This window comes from Acidobacteriota bacterium (assembly GCA_016196035.1).
Classification (GTDB): domain Bacteria; phylum Acidobacteriota; class Blastocatellia; order RBC074; family RBC074; genus JACPYM01.
Window position 1 is genome coordinate 1 of the sequence record JACPYM010000039.1, and the last position, 21,172, is coordinate 21,172.

Here is a 21,172-nt window from a genome sequence, read left to right on the forward strand (position 1 = left end):
CCGGGGTCGTTCTCCCAAACCACAGGCGTGCGTTGCACCCAAGTTTTCAGTTCAGTCTGGATGGCCGTATCACCGACCTTGCGCTCGATCTTCTCGACTTTGCCATTTTCCCATTTCAGATTGCCCGTGCCTTGCGAGCCAAAGCCCGTGCAACGACGATATTCGGCATTGATGGCTTTGAAATAATGCTTTTCCCAAAGTAGCAGCGGGCCAGCAACAGTGCCTTGATGTGCCTCAACAGTAACCTGTGGGAATTGAATATCACGCGTGTATTTCCAGACAACATCAATGTTGGCTCCATTCGTTAGGACACGACGCTCCGTGACCGGGCCAGGAATTTGTGCTCCAAATGGCGAAGGTACATTCTCACACCACTCCTGTGGATACTCGAAACCATAATCAATTTGCGACACGCCTCCATCCGGGTAAATGACCTCGGCCAACTCAGCATATTTGTTATAGCGGAAACGAAAACCACGCCCATCCGGGAAATTGAGTTGTGTGGGGGCCAATAGATCATCAATCAAGATTGGAGCCTCGCCATGTGTAAATAGGTCGGTATGAGGTTGTGGTTGCGTATGCTCTGTTGTGCCGATGCTTGTTCCATCAAGGAATTGATTATAATCACTGGAATAAATTGGCCGCTGAACGTTGTGATAATCGGAGCGTAAATTAACCGGAACGCCTCCTACAACCTCGCCAATTCGCCCAGTCGTCACGCTGATAACTCGATCTGCCACGCCTTGATAACCTTTGATCGTAACGGATGCCCCGTCTGTACCGCCCTGCAAAATATACTGTCGGCCTAATTGATCTGTATAAGTCACGGCCCCTGCGCTAGACGTGTTATAGGCAATGTTGATCCGATTGCCATTTCGGTCAATGATCTCAGTACAGTAACCATTGCCCATCTTGAATTTGGTTCCATCCGCTAAGAGCACCCAGCCAGCCAACTCCCCATTCACTACACCATTTGCAGTATCAGTGATATAGGTAATGGCTGACCCATCCACACTGCGCCAGACCTTGCCTCGGTTGCGATCAACAAACCCACATTCATTATTTACTTTATCAGGTGCACCTTGCGTGTCTACATCTCGCAACTCAATCTCCGAGCCATCTGGCATCAACAACCAAATCTTGGTCAGCACAAACCCAGAGCAACCAGTGCGATCCGATTCCAATTTCCTCCATTTAATAGCTGGCCCTTTTGAGATAAACCAGCCGCTGCCAAGCATTATGACATTTGGAGTTGTACCAACTCCCTGTCCCTGAATTGGCCTAAAGTGATCGATAATAACTTGCTGGTTGAATGGTACTTCGAAAACCTCTCTATCGTGCTGGCTTGCCCATACTTTGCCTTGATATGAAAGTGCAATCGGGAACGCTGCCGCCCCGCGCCCGCCAACAGTTACCAGTGGAATTTGTACATTAAAATTTCCGTTCGCTAAATTAACGGTTTCGACCTTGTCAGGGGCGTAAGATGAGGTATTTAGAAGGCCAGCTTTCGCCGCTGCTGGCGTCCCTCGATCATAAGCATTCTGGGCGTAGCACACTCCAAAGCCAGTTGAGAGAATTACGGCAGGGAGGAAATAGTTGATAAATTTCATTGCGGAGATGTTCAAGCGCATAGTGATCCCCTTCGTAGGCAAACAGGCTCGAGCGAGCATAATCAGCAGTGATAAGCCAAGGTCATTATTGGCTTGCCTCGACGATTAATTTTCCTTTGAGTGCTGGCAAAGCTGGGGTGAAGTAGGTGTATTCACCCGGCTGCAAAACGATCTCTTGGTCAGCACGCTTTTCCTTGTTGACTGTTCTGATAGTTGCTTGCGGAACGCTGGGTTGATTTTGCACAACTCGCTCTATCACTAATTCGATATTGCCGCTGGTTTCGTTTTCCGCCCGGAGCAACGCACGCCCTGACCTGCCATAAATCAGGTTAGGCACGATTTCGTTTCTATATACCCATACCCGGAAAAACTGTCTTGGCCCCTGTTGTTGCGCTTGAGGTTTTGACGGCAAGGACGTAACAGGGGTTCGCTTCGGCAAAACCCAACCGCGCGCGCTCAGGGTTAGCGCAACACCAACAACACTGGAGCAGATAATTACCACACCAAACAAGAAAGCTGATGAAGAACTGGATTTTGGCATATCAAATGTACCCGCTGATGAATTTCAATGTAACTGAACCTGAAGCTTACATGCCCCGTGGTCTTGGCAGCGAATTCAGAATGTACCGAAGCCAACACGCATTCGGCAATGTTCGTGCTCTGGACGCTGCGTTGGCTTATACCACCGCCTCAGCAAATCCCCTTGCGCGTTTTTCGCCAATTGCGCGTTTTGCGCATCTTTCGCCAAATGCGTGTCGCGTTGCCCGCATACACCTCTCCCTTCACGCCAGCAAAACCGGCGTGTCGCAAACTTCAACCGCGCCACCGCCTCAACCTGCGCGGACTGGCCCGGTGAAACAGGCCGCCAGCAACGTTAAATCACTTCACGTTGCTGGGCGCGCTCGCGTAAAAAGGCTTCGACCGAGTGCAGGTCTACTTTGTATTTCTTCTTGCCGACCAGGACGGCGGCGATCACATTCAGATTGATCCAGTGTTGCACGGTGCGTTGGGACAAGCTGAATTTGGCGGCGACGTCGTGTGTATCCAGAAAGCGTTCCTGGCGTTGGCGGTCTGAGAGCGCGCAATAAACCGTTACCAGGTCTGTGGGCGTGGCTTCAGGCTTGCAGGGGGGGGCAAAGATGCTTGCGCGAAGAGAAGTGGTGCGTGGGTTTGCTGAACGATCATCGGGAAACTCCTCCGGACGAAAAGCTGGGCTGTCTTTTGCCGGGCCGGCAGGGCAAGCTGTCGGCCTTTGAATCTGATGAACGCCGGGTTGCCGTGACCCGGCGCGGAACAACGGGGTTGATTGGATCACGCGCTGTATGTTGGCTTGGGTCTGACAGCGCGCAACCAACCGGCGTGACCTTAAACCAGAGGATGCAAACAGGCAATGGATGCACACACGCGCAGCAAATTAAAAAACAAGAGTTGATGGGCGGCTTTTGTCAGGCAGGTTGTGTGAGTGTGCCAAGCGCTTTGAATTTCAGCCGTTGCGCGGCCGTACACGCCGGGCGGCGCTTACCGGTGTTGAAAACGCCTGGCTAAACTCAGGCGCGCCACTACGCGACGGCCACGCGCGGCAGGCTCTTTTATCAACATCCGGAGGCTAACCTTGCCGAGTCAACGGCGGCGCGCTCAGGCCACTAACACGCCGTCTTCTTCTCGCAATTCAGCGCTGCCCAAACTCGGCAACAAAGCGGCGTGACTGAGCGGCCCGTCCAGCGGGCGGAAGTTGAGCACTGCGCCCTCTACAAACACTTCAATCAACGGCGCATCGCCGAGCGTGCCTTGAATCAAGGCTTCCGACAGCGGGTCTTCGATGTATTTTTGCAGCGCCCGGCGCAGCGGGCGTGCGCCATAGCTGCGGTCAGTGCAGGTGCGTTCGACTATCCAGCGGCGGGCGGCTTCGGTGAGTTGAATCGCCATGCGGCGATGCAGCAGGGTGCGATTGAGTTGGGCTTCGAGCAGGTCGACGATTTGCAAGAGGTCGTCATCGCTGAGCGGTTCAAAGACGATGATCTCGTCCAGACGGTTGATGAATTCGGGGTTGAAGGCTTCGCGCACGGCGGCCAGGATGCGGTCTTCGTTCTTGGCGTTGGCTTCGCGGTGCGTGGATTGGAAACCGAGCTGGCCGCCGCGATGAATAAAGCGCGCGCCCAGGTTCGAGGTCATGATGATGATGCAATGCTTGAAATCCACGGTATTGCCGAGCGCGTCGCTCAGAATGCCGTCTTCAAAAACTTGCAGCAGGATGTTGAAGACATCGGGGTGCGCCTTTTCGATTTCATCGAGCAACAACACAGAGTACGGATTGCGCCGCACGCGTTCAGTCAACTGGCCGCCTTCTTCATAACCAACATAACCCGGCGGCGAGCCGATCAGTTTCGAGACCGAGTGCTTTTCCATGAACTCGGACATATCGAAACGGATCATGGATTTCTCTGAACCGAACAGAAAATCAGCCAAGCTGCGCGCGACTTCGGTTTTACCGACGCCGGTTGGGCCTAAGAATAGAAAGGAGCCGACCGGGCGCTGCGGATTTTTCAGCCCGGCGCGCGAACGACGGATGGCGCGGGCGAGCGCCGAAATGGCCGCGTCCTGGCTGACGATGCGGCGATGCAATTCGTCTTCGATACGCAGGAGCTTGGCCGTTTCCTCCTCTTGCAAGGCCGAAACCGGAATGCCCGTCCAGCGCGCGATCACATCGTCAATGTCGCGTTTGTAAACAGGTGCGGCGGTCTCTTCAAATTCCTGCGGCTCGAAGTATTGCGGCGGACGGCGCGACGAATTCATGTAGCCACGGTCGCGGAATTCCCCGCGCCCCTCGTGACGTCCTTCATTACGAGGATCAGTCCGCAAATAATCCTGCCGGTAATCGGTGCGCAAATCGCGCGTCGTCTCGCGTTGCCAGCGCGGCGGCGGCGGGATGTAACCGCTCTCGCGTTGCACGCGCAACTTCACGCGCGCGCCCGCTTCGTCGAGGATGTCAATCGCTTTGTCGGGCAGGAACCGATCGGGCAGGTAACGATTGGACTGATAGACGGCGGCTTCGATAGCGTCATCGTGGTAACGCACGTTGTGGAAAGACTCGTAACGATCCTTGATGCCGTTGAGCACGTGCAGCGCCTCTTCTTCATCGGGCGGCGCAACTTTGACGGATTGAAAACGGCGTTCCAACGAACGGTCGCGTTCGATAGATTTGCGGTACTCGGCGGGTGTCGTCGCGCCGATGCATTGAATCTCACCGCGCGAGAGGGCCGGTTTCAGAATGTTTGCGGCATCCAGGCTGCCTTCCGCCGAACCGGCGCCGACCAGCGTGTGCAATTCGTCAATAAAAACGATGTACTGCGGGTTTTCCATCAACTCGCGCATGATGGTTTTCATGCGCTCTTCAAACTGGCCGCGATATTTGGTGCCCGCGACGATCAGGCTCAGATCGAGCGCCAGCACACGCTTGTCAATCAGGAAGGACGGCACATCACAGGTGATGATGCGTTGGGCGAGGCCCTCGACAATCGCGGTCTTGCCGACGCCCGGTTCGCCAATCAGCACAGGGTTGTTCTTGGTGCGGCGGCAGAGGATTTCGATGACACGTTCGACTTCCTGTTCGCGCCCCACCAGCGGATCGAGTTTGCCCTCGAGCGCCGCTTCCGTCAGGTCGCGGCTGAATTCGACCAAATGCGGCGAATCCTTTTTGGCGTGCGAACCACGCTCCAGATTGGCCTGACGCATCAGTTCGTTGCGAATGTCTGACAGACGCAGGCCGCGTTCGTAGAGGATTTCCGCCGCGACGGAATTCTCTTCGCGCAGCAACCCCAACAACAAATGTTCGGTGCCGATGTGGCGATGGCCCAGCCGCTCGGATTCTTCGGCGGCATAGGCGAGCACGTGTTTGGCCTCGGTCGCCAGCAATAATTCGGCCTGCGTCGGCAGGCGTTCGCGCAAGACGGAGCGGTCTTCGATCTCGCGGCGGATGGATTCAAAATTGACGTGGGAACGGTGAAAGAAACGATGCGTCAGCGTTTTGTCTTCGCGCACCAAACCCAGCAGGATGTGTTCGGCTTCGATTTGGGTCGCGCCAAACTGGCTGGCCTCATAGCGGGCGAAGAAGATCACGCGGCGGGCTTTTTCGGTATAGCGTTCGAACATCCCTAAACCGTTCTGAGTTCTGAGTTCTAAGTTCTAGGTTTGCTTGTTACTGCCGCATAAAAACCTAGAACTCAGAACGCGGAACTTAGAACTTCCTCCAGTCTTCCATTTTCCAAGCGCAACACGCGGTCGCATTGCGCGGCCAAGTGCATGTTGTGCGTCACGAGAATCGCGGTCAATCCGTCTTCCTGTTGCAAGCGGCGCAACAGCGCGTACAACTCAGCACCTGTCCGTTCATCCAGATTGCCGGTCGGCTCATCGGCCAACAGCAATTGCGGCGCATTGACCAGCGCCCGCGCCACCGCCACACGTTGTTGCTCGCCACCCGACAGTTCGCCGGGGCGATGCTCGCTACGATGGGCCAGCCCTACGCGCTGTAAAAGAACGGCAGCCCGTGCGGCGGCTTCGCGCCGCGCCGCGCCGCTGATGAGCAGCGGCATCATCACGTTCTCCAAGGCGCTGAATTCGGGCAGTAGGTGATGGAATTGGAAGACGAATCCGATCGCTCGATTACGAAAGCGCGCCAAGTCTACTTCAGCATTTTTTGCAGTGTCAAACTCGCCCAAAATCACGCGGCCCGCCGTCGGTTGATCGAGTCCGCCCAGCAAATGCAGCAGCGTGGACTTGCCCGCGCCCGACTCACCCGTGATGGCAATCAACTCGCCCTGCCGGATTTCAAGCTGCAAATCGCGGAAGACAACAACCTCTTCAACGCGGCCTTGGTAAGTTTTGGTAAGGTTAGCGGCGCGCAGCAAAATCGGCTTCAGAGTCATCGTCACAGTCATCAGGTTACTTACTCTCGACTAACCGCCCCACTCGCCAGCGCCGCAAACAAGGGAAAGCTCCCCAACGGCGCATGCGATTCAACATACAACCCTTGCGGCGTAAACGAGGTCACGCTCACTGCCAGCGGCAATTGATTCAAGGCTGCGGGTGCGGCGGCGGCTTCGGACGTTCCCAACGCGCGCGCCACCCGCGCCATCATTTCGGCGCTGTCTTCTTTGGTCGAAGCCAGGCTCAGCATGACGCCCGTTTGCGAGGGGCGGCTGGCCTGCGTGAGTTGCGGGGCGTCGTTCAGCTTCAGCCCGCGCCGGTCTTCGAGTAGTTTCAGCAACTGCGCCCGCCGGCCCAACCCCGCATAGCCGCCCAGAAAAAGCGCCGCGCCACGCCGTTCATCTGACGAAGTCCACAACTCGGCCCCGGCGCGCTGTTCACGCTGCAAACTCAACCCACCCGCCGTCAAAATCTTTTCAATCAGTTTGCGCAGCAAGGTTTGGTCGCGCATTTTCAGCAACCAGATGCGGCCTTCGACATCGTCGGTGAAATTCAAGCTCGCCACTTCTTCGCCAATCGCCCGCACCGCCAGTTCATTGGCGCGCAGCCCGAAAAACGCTTCCTGCATACCGGATAAAAACTGGCGCAGGATGAAACTCTGCCCGGCGCCAACACGCGCTGAAATCGCCGTTTCGAGCGTGCCAAACGCCTGCCCCGGATTTTCCAAATTGAGCAGCGTCACTTCGCGCACCGTCGCGGGCAAGAGCGTCAGGACGCGCGGCGGTTGTGTATTGACCTTAAGCGCGGCGCGCAAACTTTCGGTCAGATCGGGTTTGAGCAGCAGTTCGTACCGATCTACCACCGCGCCATTTTCAAAGCTCACACCATAGGCGATGCCATCCGCGGATTTCGCCGAAAAGTCCGAGAAGATGTCGCCTACGGCCCCAGCCAGCGCGGCCTTGCCCACGCTGCCAATCGCGCCCCCGGCGAGCATAAACGAACCGAAGCGCAGCAGCCGCGTCACGCCTTCGCCGGTGATAAACCCGAAGACCTCGCCTGAACGTTCGACCGCCGCGCGTGCCTGCGGCAAGTACGCATTGCTTGCCAACGACGGCGCGTGCCCCAGCCGCGTCTCGATGCACGCACGCATCGCTTCGGGATGATTCGCCAGTAGCCAAACGCTGCCCATCTGGGCCGACAACAACTGCTTCCCATCTCTTCCCCCTTCTATAAACCCATCGGCTGCTGATTTATAAATAACGACTGGCACACCGCTATGCTCGCTCTGCTCGCGCTTTGTAAATTGGCCGAAAGCGCGCCACGCCAATTCCGGCAGGCGTTTTTCAATGACGGATTGCAAAGCAGCTTTGCCGGTATGCGTCTCGGCCACCAACGCCCAGCGCGGTTTGATCTGTTCGCCGTGCACCTCCAACGCCGTCACGGCCACTGCGAATTGCGCGCGCGCCAACAACGTCGCCTCACCACCAAGCGCACCCGCGAATTGGGCCAACCCGCCCAGCTTGCTCGCGTAATTCAACTTGTCCGACAACCCATAGGCAGGCGCAAGCTGCCGCCAGGCATTCGTCGCCGTGAGTTGTTCGAGCACTTGCGGCACATTGTTGACCTCAACGAAGCCGAGCGCGGAGGCGGGCACGTATTGCGCCATCGAGACGCGGCGGACGCGTTGGCTGTAGAACCAGCAGCCCACTGCCGCCAGCACTGCGAGCAATGAACCTAACGCCACGTTCCTACGAGATAAGCTGCTCATCAAAATCTTTCTCAGCCCGTTGTTCTGCTGCCTCTATCATTGCCCATTCAAACGATGAGGCGGCTGATACAACTCAAGCCGCCTCGCGTTTCTTTGCTCACTTGCAATCTTGCCGTCGCGCCTATTTGCTCGCCGCCTTGGTCATCTTCCGCGCTTTTTCCACCAACTGCGCCGCATTCGGCAATTCGGCCAGGCCGCGTTGCACCTGCGGATCGTCGAGGATTTGCATGCGCCGCATCATATCTTGTCCATACGCCGCCATCAGCACTTCTTCGCGGATTTTGCCACGCGCGAAATCGAGCGATTGGTCAACCAACTCTTTGGTCACGCCGGCCTCGGGTGATTTCGCGATGAACTCGGTCATAAATGCCTCGTAGGCTTTCAGCACATCATCGCCAATCGCGAATTCGTTCGGCACGGGCTGATGGTCGAAGTCTACGCCCTCACGTTTGAACTGTTCGAAGCCTTTGACGCGGCCCGCGACCAATTCGCGCACGAACATAAACAGCCCGGATGTCCACAGATTGAATTGCGCTTGCGTGATGGTGGCGCTGGCGACGGTAACATCCGGTTCGATGCCGCCACCGCCGTAAACCGGGCGGCCCAAATCGGTCTTGCGCGTCTCGCGTTTTTCGGCGACGGGCGGGATGACTTCCCCGTTGGCATTGCGGCGGAAGTGGTATTCATAAATCGAACCGTTCGAGTAATCGCGCTGAATCAGCCGCCCGCTCGGCGTGTAATAGCGCGCCGTCGTCAGCGTCAAGCCGCAGCCTTCGGGCAGGTTGAAGATCGTCTGCACCAGACCTTTGCCAAAACTGTTTTCGCCGACGATCAGGGCGCGGTCGTGATCCTGCATCGCGCCCGCCACGATTTCAGAAGCCGAGGCGGTGCCCTCGTCAATCAGGATGGTCAGTGGGAATGCTTCGGGCGCGCCCGATTCGGCGGCGTAATCGCGATTGCGTTCGGTCGCGCGTCCTTCGCGTTCACGTACCGAAACGACCGACTGGCCGCGCTGCAAAAACTTATCGGCCACGCGAATCGCCTGTTCCAGAAAGCCGCCCGGATTGCCGCGCAGATCGAGCACGAGTTGTTGCATGCCCTGTTCTTTCAAACTGGCAATCGCCGCGCCGAGTTCATCGCTGGTCGTCGAATGAAAGCCGCGCGACAAGGCGATGTAACCAATGCCCGATTTCACGATGAAGGTGTTCGAGATCGAAGGCAGATCAACCGCGCCGCGTTCCAGCATCACGACGAGGGGCTTTTCAAGACCGGCGCGTTTGACGGTGATCTTGACCTCTGTGCCCAGTTCGCCGCGCAAATTGTCGCGCACCTGGTCGGAGTTCCATTTCTCGGTGTTCTTGTCATCAATGGCGACAATCAGGTCGCCGTAACGCAACCCGGCGCGCGCGGCGGGCGTGTCCTTGAACGGCTCCATAATGTAAACGCCGCCCAAGCGCTGCTGGATCGAAGAGCCGATGCCGTAATACTGACTGCGCTGATCATTGCGAGTCTCTTCAAACGATTTCTTGTCGTAAAAGTTGGAATGCGGATCGAGCGTGCGCAACATCCCCGCGATGGCCGTGCGTGTGAGCACTTCATAATCGGGTTGCTCAAAGAAGTTCTCGCGAATCAATTCCATGCCCTGCACGTAATGCCGCGTCAGCCGCTCATAGGCGATGCGCTCATCGGTGACGGCCTGAGGTCTGGTTGGCGGCGTGAGCATGGACAGCGCGATGAATAGGCTGACGAGTAACGCGCTGAAAAGCGGACGGGAATACTTAAGGGTCACTGCTTTCTCCTTCTTCACTAAAAGCTGCGCCGGAACTACACGGAAACTGCGCTGAATGCGTGAAGCATTGCGAATCAAGCTCCGGCGCTATGGTAACGACTCAAGAACGATAGTCAAGCAAGCCATCGTTCACGCTGCAAAGCTAGAACGCCGCCGCGCGCGAGTATTGCGCACGGGTTACTTCTTTCCTTGCAACGCTGCTTTCAAGGCTGACAATTCAACGGCGTGGCAGCCAAAGTTTCGCGGCGAATTCCAAGATTTGCGCCCAGGCCAGCAAGCATAAGACGGCGGCCACAAACACCAGCGCGCCTGAAAAGCCGTGCAGGAAGCCTTCAGCCACGGCAGCGCCTTGTGTATGCGCCAGCACGCCCGTGACAGCCACGCGCGCGGCGTTGGTCAACACGGCAATCGGCGGCACGGCCAGCACCAACAAAATACGCCGCCACCACTGCGACTCAAAGAAATAGGCATAGACCACGGCCAGCGTAGCCAACATCATCAACGAGCGAATGCCGCTACAGGCCTCGACGACCTGCAATTTCAACGCGGCCAGTTCAATGATGTTGCCTTCGCGCAAAGCCGGGATGCCGCAGAGTTGAATCACGCGCGTGGCGTAATCCGAGGCCAGCAACTGCAAGCGGAACGCCAGCGGATTGAAAATGATCGAAGGCACGGGCAGCGCCAACAACAACAATCCAATTGGAAAGGCTAAAGCGCGCAACCACGCCCAACCGCCGAAATAGAGCGTCAGCCCCGCCAGCGAAATCACCAATGAAAGCCGCGATGCATAAAGTTCACCGGTTAAAACCCCGGCCAAGTGCAAGGCCACTGCCGCAACAATGGACACGCCGCCCAACCAAAACTGCGGTTTAACCGGCAAGGCAGCGAGCCTGCGCCGTTGCGTCCAGATGGCATAGCCGCCGATGAAGGGGATCAAAAAGCCGTGCGAATAGTTTTCATCCACGCGCCAGTCATCCACCAAACGGCGCAAAACATCGTGATACAACCAAAGCCACACCAGAGCTAACGCCGCACCGCGCACTGCACTTTGTTTGGGCCAGTTTGAATTGGGCCGGTCTGAATTAGGAAGCTGCCAGCGAGTCACGCGCGCAACTTAACAGAATTCTGCGCAAGGCGTAACCGCGCAACGTGGCGCTTGTTTGAAGGGCTGGCGGCATCTGTAACGTTTGCCGCAAACTTCCACTTCGGAGTGCAAGGCGCATTCAACCTAACTTTCCGACGACGACGAACAACTCTCACAAGGCGACCGCAAAAACATATCTACTCAACAGAGTCGCCGCGCTTTGACCACTGCCTGTTCAGGCCAACAGCCCTTCCCTGTTGACAAGTCTTTATGAAAAGTCTTGCCCGCAGTGTCTGCGGTTGTGGCCGAACTTTTTTCTTTTTGATTCAGGCAAGGGTGTGGTAAGGTCGGGATCGTTGAATCCCGTTCCAAGCAGAGTAGGTAGCAAAGGCTCTTTTGACAGATCGGCCGCATGTCTTTCCGGTTGTGCCGATTTCTCAATGACAAAAAATTAGTTAGACCGTTGCGCCAGTGCCTCTGGGCAATGCTTTCGTTTTAACTAATCAGAGCCAGCCCAACACTCCCTCAGTTACCTGCTTTCTTCACAAACCCTTTTTGAAAATCAAAGTCCAGGTGCCCCGGATATTTTCCCGTAGGGATGGTGCCAAAATGTATCCTACACGTATCCGGGTCGGTCGAGCTGTTTACCCCCAGTCCGGTCGAATTTCCCGTTTGTTCGCAGTTTGCTCTTCTTTAGCTCTCCTGCCTGTTCGTCGGAACGCATCCCATTCGACGTTATTGAGGACTACGGTCCTGCTGATTTTAGGCAGCTTGGTCGGCGTAGTGTCTCTACTTGAGCAACGCTTCGCAGTCCAGGCTCAAACACCGCCCGTGCGCGTGGCGCTGATGGTGGCCGCCGCGTCTGCTGGTTTACCGGTGACGCTTGGCGTGCCGCTTGGCGAAGTGGCCGCCGTGACGGACGTGGCGCAGCTTGGCGTGATTGACGCCAATGGTGCGCAAGTTCCGTCACAGATGCGCGTGTTGGCGCGCTGGCGCGGGCTGGCAAACGATACCGCGAAGCCGCTCAAATGGGTCTTGGTGGATTTCAAACCGGCGGCGGCGGGCGTCTTTTACCTGACGCGCGCGCCGCAAACCGTGCCTGCCGCGTCCATCATCACCCGCACTGAAACGGCGGCCAGCATTCGCCTGAAAAGCGCGCAACTCGAAATCGAGTTGCCCAAGCTGGGCAGCGAATTGGTCAAGAGCTTCAAGCAAGGCGGCATCGAACAGTTGCGCGCCGCGCTGACAGCCCAGGCCGAAGTGCCGCGTGCGGTGCTGGTCAATCGCATTGATCCCACCACCAACCAATTTACCGTCAACGATGCCACCGTGTTGCGTGCCGGAGAAAGCGTGCGGTTTGAAAAAACCGACACCTTGCGCTGGGACGCCGACGTGGGCGGCACCCGGTTAGTCATGTGGCAGAATGACTGGGCGGTGAATCATCGCTACCGTATCGAAGAAGGCACGGCACGCGTCGAAGAAGTCACCGTCAATTCGGTGCCAGGCACACAGGATTTGCGGTTGGCCGCGCCCTTACGCTTCCGCCACGCGGCGGGCAGCAAGGTGCGCGACTTAACCGTCGAGACCGAGACCGCCACCATCCGCGATGCGCGCGGACAGGCGCTGCAATTCGCTGCCGCGCTGACAATCAAGCACACGCCGGGCGAAAAGGTCATCGCCACGACGGGACAAAGCTTGCAAACGGCAGCGCTCTCGATTGATAGCGCAGGGATCGAGGAAGCCAATGCCTTGCGTGCAGTCGTGCGCCAGGATGGGCATTTCGTCGTGAATGGCACACGCGTGATGCCGTTGCTGAGCTTCACACTGCGTTATTACGTTTACGCCGACCAACCGTTTGTGCGCGTGCGCTTGCAATTGACCAACACCGGCACTTACGGCTTCGGCGCGGCCAATCTGGGCAAAGGCACTTTTGCGCAACACGCCTTGTTGCGCAGCCTTTCGGCCTTGGTTCCCACAGTGGGAACCGCCAGCGGTGCGGTGCAGGTGCTGACGTCCACCGAGGCGCACGCCCGGCTGGCGCAAAACCAGACGGGCGCGACGCTCAGCGCGGGCAGCGGAACCAACCTGCTCGAAATCTCCGTGCCCGAATTTACCGAGAACTTCCCCAAAGCATTGCTCGGCGATGCGAGCGGCTTGCGCTTCAACGTGCTGCCGAACACGGGCGATGACTATGTGTTCGAGGGCGCGCGGGCCAAGACGACTGATTTCTACCTGGGCCGCAACACGGCACAGGGCCGCACCTTGACCAATTCGCTTGGCGCGAAACTCGATCCGGGTTACCTCGCCAGCACGGGCGCAGTGCGTCCGGCGCTGGTCGAGAAACGCAACTGGACGAGCGTTTACAGCACCAATCCCGAATTGGGACAGGCCGGCAACCGTTATGAACAATTGATGGCCAGCGCATATGACCTGGCCGCGTGCAATGCCAGCAAACCGCAGTCTATTTTTGAATACCGGCAGAGCATGGAGTTTGGCGAAAATTTAGGGTGGCGTAACTTCGGCGATCTGGGCTGGGGCGATGGTTATTCAAACCTGCACTACGATCTGCCATTCAACTTGCTGCGCGAATACGTGCGCACGGGCGATGCCCGTGCGTTCCAACTCGGCAGCGAACTGGCGCGTTACCGGGCCGATTGGGGCCATTACCACGGCGACGATTACCTCGACGCCGAAGGCAATAACAATGTCCGGGGCATGGCCTTTTACGAAAAGGGCGATCACGGCAGCTTCCTGGAACCCAAACCCAGCCACAACTGGATCGAAGGCATGTGGTTGTATTGGGCGCTGACCGGCGACGAGAGCGTGCGCGAATCGGCGTTGTCAGGCAGTGAAGCCGTGCAACGCATGAATCTCACCTTTGATAATGCGTTGAGTTGGAATGAACCGCGCTGGCTGGGCTGGCCGACCTTGGCCCTGATGGCGGCGTGGCGCTACACCGGCGACATGCGTTATCTGAGCAAGGCGCGCGACAATTGCTACCTCTTTGCCCAGACCGAAGAATCCTTCGGGCGCAAAGGCTTTTACATCTCGCAAACGGTGGATTGGGCGGTCAAGGCTGTGCAGCCCTGGGCGTGGACGGGCTATGCGCAAGAAGGCGTCATCGAATTTTGGCGCGAGACAAACGATCAGCGCATCGCCTCGTATCTAGTGCGCGTGGCGGATTGGTACGTCGGCAAAGGCATGACCAATCCACCCTTGCAAGGCGGACGCACGCTGGCCGATAGCACCTATTTGCCGCTAGCGACCAGTTACAACTGGACGCCGAACGCCGTGGCCGATGATTTAACGCAGCAATTGGGCGGCATGGGATTGCAGGTCGTAGTGGCGGGCGCGCGCATTTCGGGCCGCCAGGATTTGTGGGACAAGGCGCGGCTCTTGTTCCGCGACACTGCGTTTTACCGCGACATCCCCAGCGGTACGAGCGTGCCACCCAGCTTCCGCGCGACGATCAGTTTCCGTTCCGCGCAATTCACCGGTTCTTCAACCAAGGCGTATGGGCAAACGGCGCTGACGATCAACGACTTCCTGCCGGAATTGCTGAACGCCGTCGTCCTGCCGCGCACGCCGGTGGTCTTGCCGCCCCCACAGCCCAGTCCCTCGCCGACTCCTCCTGGCGGCGGGGGCGCTACTCCTACTCCTACTCCTAGCTCGAATGGGATTCCGCCGGAACTCCCCGCGCCGAATACCTCGGGGCTGATCAATGCGGCCTTCAAACGACCCGCCAGCGCTTCCAGTGTGCGCGGCGTCACGGGCGTCACAGGCGATGCGCCGTCGGCGAATGATGGTGTGATTCGCACGGCGACCCTCACCTCGGCGTGGCACTCGGCGTTGAACAGCGGGCAGCTTGAATGGTGGCAGGTGGATTTGGGCGCGGCCTTGCGCCTGCAAGCCATCGAGATCACCTTCCGACCCGACAAAGACGAACCGACTTGCCGCCGCAATTTTGTCGTCTTGGGTTCAAACGACGCCAGCTTCGCCACCTCGGTCGCGCTGACCGGACGCGGCGAAACGGCGGTGCCCTTCGGTCAGAAGTGGGCCGTTGGCATTGGCGATGCGACCAAGTATCGCTACCTCCGCATTCGCAAAACGCGGGCGGATGACACCGACGCCGCAGGGCAGGCCTTTTTCAATCTGACCGAAGTCAAAGTCTTTGCCGTGCCGGTGCCGCCGCTGGCGACAGCCTTTCCTAACACGGCAACGCTGACGAATGTGGCGTTGAACAAACCCGCCACCGCATCAAGCGTGCAAACCTGGTCGGACGTGACAGGCGACCCGGCGTCAGGCAATGACGGGCGAACGATGGCGAACAACCTGGTCTCGCTCTGGCATTCCAAGTCGAACACCAATCAGCCCGAATGGTGGCAAACCGATTTGGGCACGGCCTATCGCGTGCTGGGCATTGAGATTCTCTACCGCCCGGATTCGGATCAACCCAATTGTCGGCGCAACTTCATCGTGCTGGGTTCCAACACGCCTGAGTTCGACAACCCGGTTGTGCTGGGCATGCGCGAAGGCGACGCCGTGCCGCTCAATCAACCCTGGCGCGCCGGCGTCGCTGACACCGGTGCATACCGTTACGTGCGTGTGCAAAAGACCGATTGGAATGACCGCGATTCCAGCGGGGATTACTATTTCAACCTGACTGAGCTGCGATTGTTTGCCGATACGAATGCGCTGCGTCCGTTGGCGCTCAGCGAATTGACGCCGAAGCGGCTGTTGATCGGGCAAAGCTTGAGCTTCCTGCTCAAGAAAACCGATGATCAAAACCGCCCGGTCACGCTGGCCGCCACCGGCTTGCCCGAAGGTTCCAGCTTCGATGCGGCGCGCGGTTTGTTCACCTTCACGCCCAACACGACGCAGGCAGGCAAACTGTTTGCGCCGCTGTTCGCGGCGTCGGGCGCGCAAATCCGCACGGCCAAACAAGAGATCGTGGTGACGCTGGACGGCGCGCCCAATGTCGTGCTGACCGCACCGACGGCGGGCACGCAATTGCTCGCCGGGCAATACGCCACGATTTCCTGGGCGACCGACCCCGGAGCACGCGTCAATAAATTCCAGGTGCGCATGTCGGTGGATGGCGGCGTGCTTTACAACATGCTGCTGGCCGAAGTGCCAGGCAACGTCGGGCAATATCGTTGGCTCATCCCCGCGAATTTCCCCAGCAGTGCTTTCGTGCGCTTTATGGTGACGGCCACCGACGCCACCAATCGGGTCGGGTTGGATTATTCCAAGCAAGACTTCCGCGTGAGCACGACACCTTGATTCCAGTTTGAGTTTCTAACCCGATACACCTGGTATCGCGTTAGCCCCTGCACCACTCCAAAAGACGCAACCGGATTGTATTCGCAACGCTTGAGTTACCTAGCCAATACCTTCCAGTAAAAAATTACTGGACATTGGCGAAAACAGGCGGCTCAAACCCATGTATTTGGCGGCCTTTTTCGCAAAAGTTGCTAAGGTACCCGAATCCGTGGCGGTGAAGTACTGCGCCGCGCACTTTGCGCACCGGGCGTTCCTGAGTAGGCTGTCTTTTGACTACCTAACCTGATGTGCAACTCTTTTTGAGGTGCTGACCCACTGGTGGACTATCTGTAGAATGGTTGATGACGAATCAAACCGCGACAGAGAGGAGCCACCAATGGATCGCGACACTTTTATCATCACGGTTTATTGTTTGCTAGTCACGCACTACCGGGCGCTTACCAGCACGCAAGCACTTCGCCACGGCGGCTTTACGCCCGAATTAACCGACGAAGAGGTGATCACAATGGAAGTCTGCGGCGAATACTGGAAGCTCAACGCCGATGCTGACCTCTATAACTACTTCCGGAGTCATTATCGGCATTTCTTTCCCAAGCTGCGCGACCGCACGTTGTTTGTGCGCCAAGCCGCCAACCTCTGGCAACTCAAGGCGCACCTGCAACAACGCTTGGTCGCGTTGAGCGGGCAGGCCACTGATCCAGTACAAGCGATTGACACCTTGCCCCTGCCGGTCTGCACTTATACGCGCGCGCCGCGTGACCGCTGCTTGCGGGGGCAGGCCGATTACGGTCATTGTGCCGCCAAGAAACTGGACTACTACGGTTTCAAGTTGGGTCTGCGCGTAACGCGCTGCGGCCTGATGACTTACACCCCGCGGCTGCCGGCCCGCGCCCACGATGTCAATCATACAGGCGCTTTGCTAGCGGGCTATCACGGTCTGGTGCCTGCCGATAAAGGCTTTTGGGACCCTTTTCGGCAAAGTTTGTATGCGCAACGGCAGGGCATTCAGCTCATTGTTCCGGCGCGCAAGAATATGACGGAGACGCAACCGCCGCGCTTGCTCAAAGCCTGCGCGCACTGGCGTAAAATCGTCGAGACCGTGGGCTCGCAGTTGACCGAACGATTCGGTGTCGCTCGCATTCGGGCACGCGACCTGTGGCATTACCAACATCGCTTGATTCGCAAGATTCTCGCGCATACGGTTGCCGCCTTTCTCAACCTGCAACTCGGTCGTCCCCCGCTTGAGTTGGACAGCTTGGTGGCGACTTGATCTCAAAAGAGTTGCACATCAGGTAGCATGGCTATTTTCTAAGGTGGGATTCCTGTGTTGCGTAGGATTGCATTGCCCCGTAAGTGCCCTATTGACAATCGCGGTTCCATCGCTAAAATTCGGGGCGTTGATAACTTTTGTTACGGGCCGTTAGCTCAGTTGGTAGAGCAGCAGACTCTTAATCTGCGGGTCGGTGGTTCGAGCCCACCACGGCTCATTTTACGTTGCAAAAGTAAGCGGGCAATCTGGTGATTGCCCGCTTACTTTTGGGGAAGCTTCTCGTCAATTGGCCGCTTCAGCCACTCCGAGAATAGCCGCAGTTCAACAAATGCGCGGCAATTGTTCGCCGACCAGCAAGTCAACGATGCGTCCGCCGCCAAAGCCGGTATTGAGCATCACCACGCCTGCCGGGGCTTCTACAACTTCGCCCACAATTGCGGCTTGTTGACCAGCGGGATGCGCGCGCATAGCCGCAACCAGCGGCTCGGCGAATGCGGCGGGAACGAGGGCGACGAGTTTGCCTTCGTTAGCTAAGTAAAGTGGATCAAGGCCGAGAATCTCGCAGGCACCGCGCACCTCTTCGCGCAGCGGCAGCGCGTTTTCATGCAAGCGTATCGCGACGCGCGAGGCTTGCGCGAATTCGTTGAGCACGGTCGCCAAGCCGCCGCGCGTGGCGTCGCGCAAACAATGAATATCCGGACAAACTGACAGCATCGTTGCCACCAGATCAGCCAGCGGCTGGCAATCTGTCTCGACCTCCGTTTCGAGCGCCAGTTCATTGCGCGCCAGCAGGATTGCGCAGCCGTGGTCGCCGAGATAACCATTGACGATCACCTGGTCGCCGGCGCGCGCGCGTGAGGCCGAGATGTTCACGCCTGTGGGTACAACGCCGAGGCCTGCGGTGTTGATAAACAGCTTGTCGGCAGCGCCGCGTTCAACCACTTTGGTGTCGCCAGTGACGATTGAGACGCCCGCCAGATCAGCCGCCGCGCGCATGCTTTGGGTAACACGGCGCAGCGTTTCAACCGGCAAGCCTTCTTCCAGCACCAGCCCGCAGGAAAGATAAAGTGGACGCGCACCGCTCATGGCCAGATCGTTGACCGTGCCGTTGACGGCGAGTTGGCCGATGTCTCCGCCGGGAAAAAAGAGCGGATGCACGACGAAGGTGTCGGTCGTAAACGCCAGCCGGTCGCCGCCGCGCGCCAGTTCATGCAAGCCGATGACGGCTTGATCTTCGAGCGGCGCGAGCAAGGGGTTATTGAACGCGCCCAGAATCACGTCCTGAATCAGATCGCGCATCGCCTTGCCGCCGCTGCCGTGCGCCAGCGTGATCGTGGTGTCACGCACTTTGCCGCGCCCGCGCTGCATGTCTTCCAGCGGAGTGTTACAGACGAACGGTGCACTCATACGGCGGCCCTCCGTTCCAACTCCGGTGCATTCCCGCGCAGGCCTGAAATATCAATCCGCCCGAAGTTGTAATACGCAGCGCAGGCGCCTTCAGAAGACACCATCAGCGCGCCCAGCGGCGTTTCGGGCGTGCAGGCCGTGCCGAAGACTTTGCATTCGTGCGGCTTGATGACGCCTTTGAGCACTTCGCCGCATTGGCAGGCTTTCGGATCGGCGATCTTCAGGTTCGGCACGCTGAATTTCCGTTCGGCATCAAATTCGGCAAAGGCGGCACGGATGCGCACGCCCGAATGATCTATCGAACCGAGGCCGCGCCATTCAAAGAATTCGCGCAACTCAAAGACTTCTTGAAGCGCCGCCAGCGCTGCGCGATTGCCTGTTGCGGGCACGACGCGCGCGTACTGGTTTTCGACTTGGGAACGCCCTTCGGCCAGTTGCTTGAGCACCATCCAGAGCGATTGGAGCAAGTCGAGCGGCTCAAAACCGGCAATGACAATCGGCTTGTGGTAATGCCCGGCGATGAATTCATAGGGCTGTGTGCCAATGACCAGACTGACGTGGCCGGGGCCTAGAAAGCCGTCCAGATGCAGGTCGGGCGAATCGAGGATCGCTTTGATCGTCGGGATGATCGTGATGTGATTGCAGAAGAGCGAGAAGTTGCGCACGCCCGCGCGCCGCGCCGCCAGCAAGGTCATGGCCGTGCTGGGCATCGTCGTTTCAAAACCGAGACCGAAAAAGATCACTTCGCGTTGGGGGTTTTCGCGCGCCAGTTTCAGCGCATCCAGCGGCGAATAAACCATGCGCACATCCGCGCCGTTGGCTTTGGCCTGCAACAAACTTTGTTTCGAGCCGGGCACGCGCAGCGCATCGCCAAAGGTCGTGAAGATCACGCCGGGCTGTTCGGCCAGCGACAAACAATCATCCACGCGGCCCATCGGCAACACGCACACCGGACAGCCCGGCCCGTGCACGAATTCCACCGCAGGCGGCAGCATCTGTTTCAACCCGTAGCGGAAGATCGCGTGCGTGTGCCCGCCGCAAACTTCCATGATTTGCAGCGGTCTTGGCAGCGCGCGCGCCCTTTCGATGCGCCCGACCAATTGCTCAATCTCTTTGAGCAAGACCTGCGCTTTAACCGGATCGCGGAACTCGTCAATGAATTTCATAGTTCCCTTTCCTGTCAATTCGTCTCTTTGTTTACCGGCCTCGTTGATCGGCCAGCAAGGTATGCACCAAATCCCAGAGGATGTGATAAAGCGCGACGTGGCACTCTTGCACCCGATGAATGCTGTCGCTTTCGACGACTAAGCAATGGTCTAGGCCAGCGCTTGTCTTCATTCGACCGCCGTCGCCGCCCGCCAGTCCGACGGTCACAAGTCCTAGCTCTTTGGCTTTGGCAAAGGCCGTGAGCAGGTTGTCGGAATTGCCGCTGGTTGAAATGCCAATGAGCGCATCACCCGCCCGCGCCTGGGCGATCAGTTGCCGCACGAAAATGTGCGCGAAGCCGATATCATTGCCCACCGCCGTCAGCATCGCGGTGTCGGCCACCAGATTGACGGCGGCCAGCGCGGGCCGCCCGGTTGTCACCGGATGCAAAAACTCAACGGCGATATGCGCGGCGTCGCAGCTAGACCCGCCGTTGCCGATGGTAAACAGCTTCCCGCCCTGTTCATAAACCGCCGCGAGGGCGCGCGCGACGGCAACAACCTGCGCGGCATTGGCTTCAAAAAATTGCTGCTTCACCGCCATGCTGTGCCCGGCTTTTTGCCGCACGGATTCGAGCAAGGCGTCATCCATCCGCGCGGCGTTCTGGCGCGCGCCGTGCAGAAATGGATAGAGGGATTGCAGCACGGAATTCTCAGACATATTGCACAACACGGCGGCACAGTTTGGTGGGCTTGTCAAAAGCAGAGCCTATTCATTCTCGGCAAGTGTTCGACAAGCTGCCAGCTTGTCGAAGTCCCGGCTAACGAACCATTGGCTTGACTGCGCCGCCCGCGACAAGCTGGCAGCCTGTCGGACAGTCCGGCAGCCTGAA

Annotated in this window: 13 protein-coding genes and 1 tRNA gene; 3 read left to right on the plus strand and 11 right to left on the minus strand. The window is 58.1% G+C overall.

Features of this window, described 5'->3' with window-relative positions:
- The 8 genes from HY011_13470 to xrt all read right to left on the minus strand — a co-directional run.
- Positions 1 to 1,631, minus strand: a 1,631-nt coding sequence (locus HY011_13470) for a hypothetical protein (GenBank protein MBI3423939.1), incomplete at its 3' end; no start/stop codon positions are given.
- Between the two features lie 64 nt (positions 1,632 to 1,695).
- Entirely contained in the window at positions 1,696 to 2,151 is a 456-nt protein-coding gene (locus tag HY011_13475; protein MBI3423940.1) for a hypothetical protein, read from the minus strand.
- A 333-nt stretch (positions 2,152 to 2,484) separates the two neighbouring features.
- On the minus strand, positions 2,485 to 2,625 hold the full coding sequence (locus HY011_13480) for a hypothetical protein (protein ID MBI3423941.1): 141 nt from the start codon (positions 2,623 to 2,625) through the stop codon (positions 2,485 to 2,487).
- 620 nt (positions 2,626 to 3,245) lie between these two features.
- Positions 3,246 to 5,759, minus strand: coding sequence for an ATP-dependent Clp protease ATP-binding subunit (locus HY011_13485; GenBank protein ID MBI3423942.1), 2,514 nt, complete (start codon positions 5,757 to 5,759; stop codon positions 3,246 to 3,248).
- 71 nt (positions 5,760 to 5,830) lie between these two features.
- A complete protein-coding gene (locus HY011_13490) occupies positions 5,831 to 6,532 on the minus strand; it encodes an ABC transporter ATP-binding protein (GenBank protein ID MBI3423943.1) in 702 nt (233 codons plus the stop codon).
- A 20-nt stretch (positions 6,533 to 6,552) separates the two neighbouring features.
- A complete protein-coding gene (locus HY011_13495) occupies positions 6,553 to 8,301 on the minus strand; it encodes a hypothetical protein (protein MBI3423944.1) in 1,749 nt (582 codons plus the stop codon).
- 121 nt (positions 8,302 to 8,422) lie between these two features.
- Entirely contained in the window at positions 8,423 to 10,090 is a 1,668-nt protein-coding gene (locus HY011_13500) for a S41 family peptidase (protein ID MBI3423945.1), read from the minus strand.
- A 217-nt stretch (positions 10,091 to 10,307) separates the two neighbouring features.
- The gene (xrt, locus tag HY011_13505) at positions 10,308 to 11,108 is read right to left on the minus strand and encodes an exosortase (protein ID MBI3423946.1); all 801 of its coding nucleotides are present in this window, start codon (positions 11,106 to 11,108) and stop codon (positions 10,308 to 10,310) included.
- 849 nt (positions 11,109 to 11,957) lie between these two features.
- Between xrt and HY011_13510 the strand changes: the two genes are divergently transcribed.
- The 3 genes from HY011_13510 to HY011_13520 all read left to right on the plus strand — a co-directional run bounded on the left by HY011_13510 (position 11,958) and on the right by HY011_13520 (position 17,944).
- Positions 11,958 to 16,457 (plus strand): discoidin domain-containing protein, encoded by a 4,500-nt coding sequence (locus tag HY011_13510; GenBank protein MBI3423947.1) that lies wholly within the window; start codon positions 11,958 to 11,960, stop codon positions 16,455 to 16,457.
- A 376-nt stretch (positions 16,458 to 16,833) separates the two neighbouring features.
- Positions 16,834 to 17,727 carry an IS982 family transposase gene (locus tag HY011_13515; protein ID MBI3423948.1) on the plus strand — a complete coding sequence of 298 codons (894 nt, stop codon included), beginning with the start codon at positions 16,834 to 16,836 and terminating at the stop codon, positions 17,725 to 17,727.
- 144 nt (positions 17,728 to 17,871) lie between these two features.
- A tRNA-Lys gene (locus tag HY011_13520) sits at positions 17,872 to 17,944 on the plus strand.
- 104 nt (positions 17,945 to 18,048) lie between these two features.
- Here the strand turns inward: HY011_13520 and hypE are convergent.
- The 3 genes from hypE to HY011_13535 are packed head-to-tail and all read right to left on the minus strand — an operon-like array spanning position 18,049 to position 21,000.
- Positions 18,049 to 19,095, minus strand: a complete 1,047-nt coding sequence (gene hypE / locus HY011_13525) for a hydrogenase expression/formation protein HypE (protein MBI3423949.1) — start codon at positions 19,093 to 19,095, stop codon at positions 18,049 to 18,051.
- 35 nt (positions 19,096 to 19,130) lie between these two features.
- Positions 19,131 to 20,300 carry a hydrogenase formation protein HypD gene (gene hypD, locus HY011_13530; GenBank protein ID MBI3423950.1) on the minus strand — a complete coding sequence of 390 codons (1,170 nt, stop codon included), beginning with the start codon at positions 20,298 to 20,300 and terminating at the stop codon, positions 19,131 to 19,133.
- Positions 20,301 to 20,331: 31 nt separating this feature from the next.
- Positions 20,332 to 21,000 carry an SIS domain-containing protein gene (locus HY011_13535; protein ID MBI3423951.1) on the minus strand — a complete coding sequence of 223 codons (669 nt, stop codon included), beginning with the start codon at positions 20,998 to 21,000 and terminating at the stop codon, positions 20,332 to 20,334.
- Between the last annotated feature and the right edge of the window lie 172 nt (positions 21,001 to 21,172).

Bases quoted from the DNA above. Each gene is read 5' to 3' on its own strand.
- HY011_13475 (MBI3423940.1), bottom strand. From the start codon at position 2,151: ATGCCAAAATCCAGTTCTTCATCAGCTTTCTTGTTTGGTGTGGTAATT.
- HY011_13485 (MBI3423942.1), bottom strand. From the start codon at position 5,759: ATGTTCGAACGCTATACCGAAAAAGCCCGCCGCGTGATCTTCTTCGCC.
- HY011_13490 (MBI3423943.1), bottom strand. From the start codon at position 6,532: ATGACTCTGAAGCCGATTTTGCTGCGCGCCGCTAACCTTACCAAAACT.
- HY011_13495 (MBI3423944.1), bottom strand. From the start codon at position 8,301: ATGAGCAGCTTATCTCGTAGGAACGTGGCGTTAGGTTCATTGCTCGCA.
- HY011_13515 (MBI3423948.1), top strand. From the start codon at position 16,834: ATGGATCGCGACACTTTTATCATCACGGTTTATTGTTTGCTAGTCACG.
- hypE (MBI3423949.1), bottom strand. From the start codon at position 19,095: ATGCAGCGCGGGCGCGGCAAAGTGCGTGACACCACGATCACGCTGGCG.
- hypD (MBI3423950.1), bottom strand. From the start codon at position 20,300: ATGAAATTCATTGACGAGTTCCGCGATCCGGTTAAAGCGCAGGTCTTG.
- HY011_13535 (MBI3423951.1), bottom strand. From the start codon at position 21,000: ATGTCTGAGAATTCCGTGCTGCAATCCCTCTATCCATTTCTGCACGGC.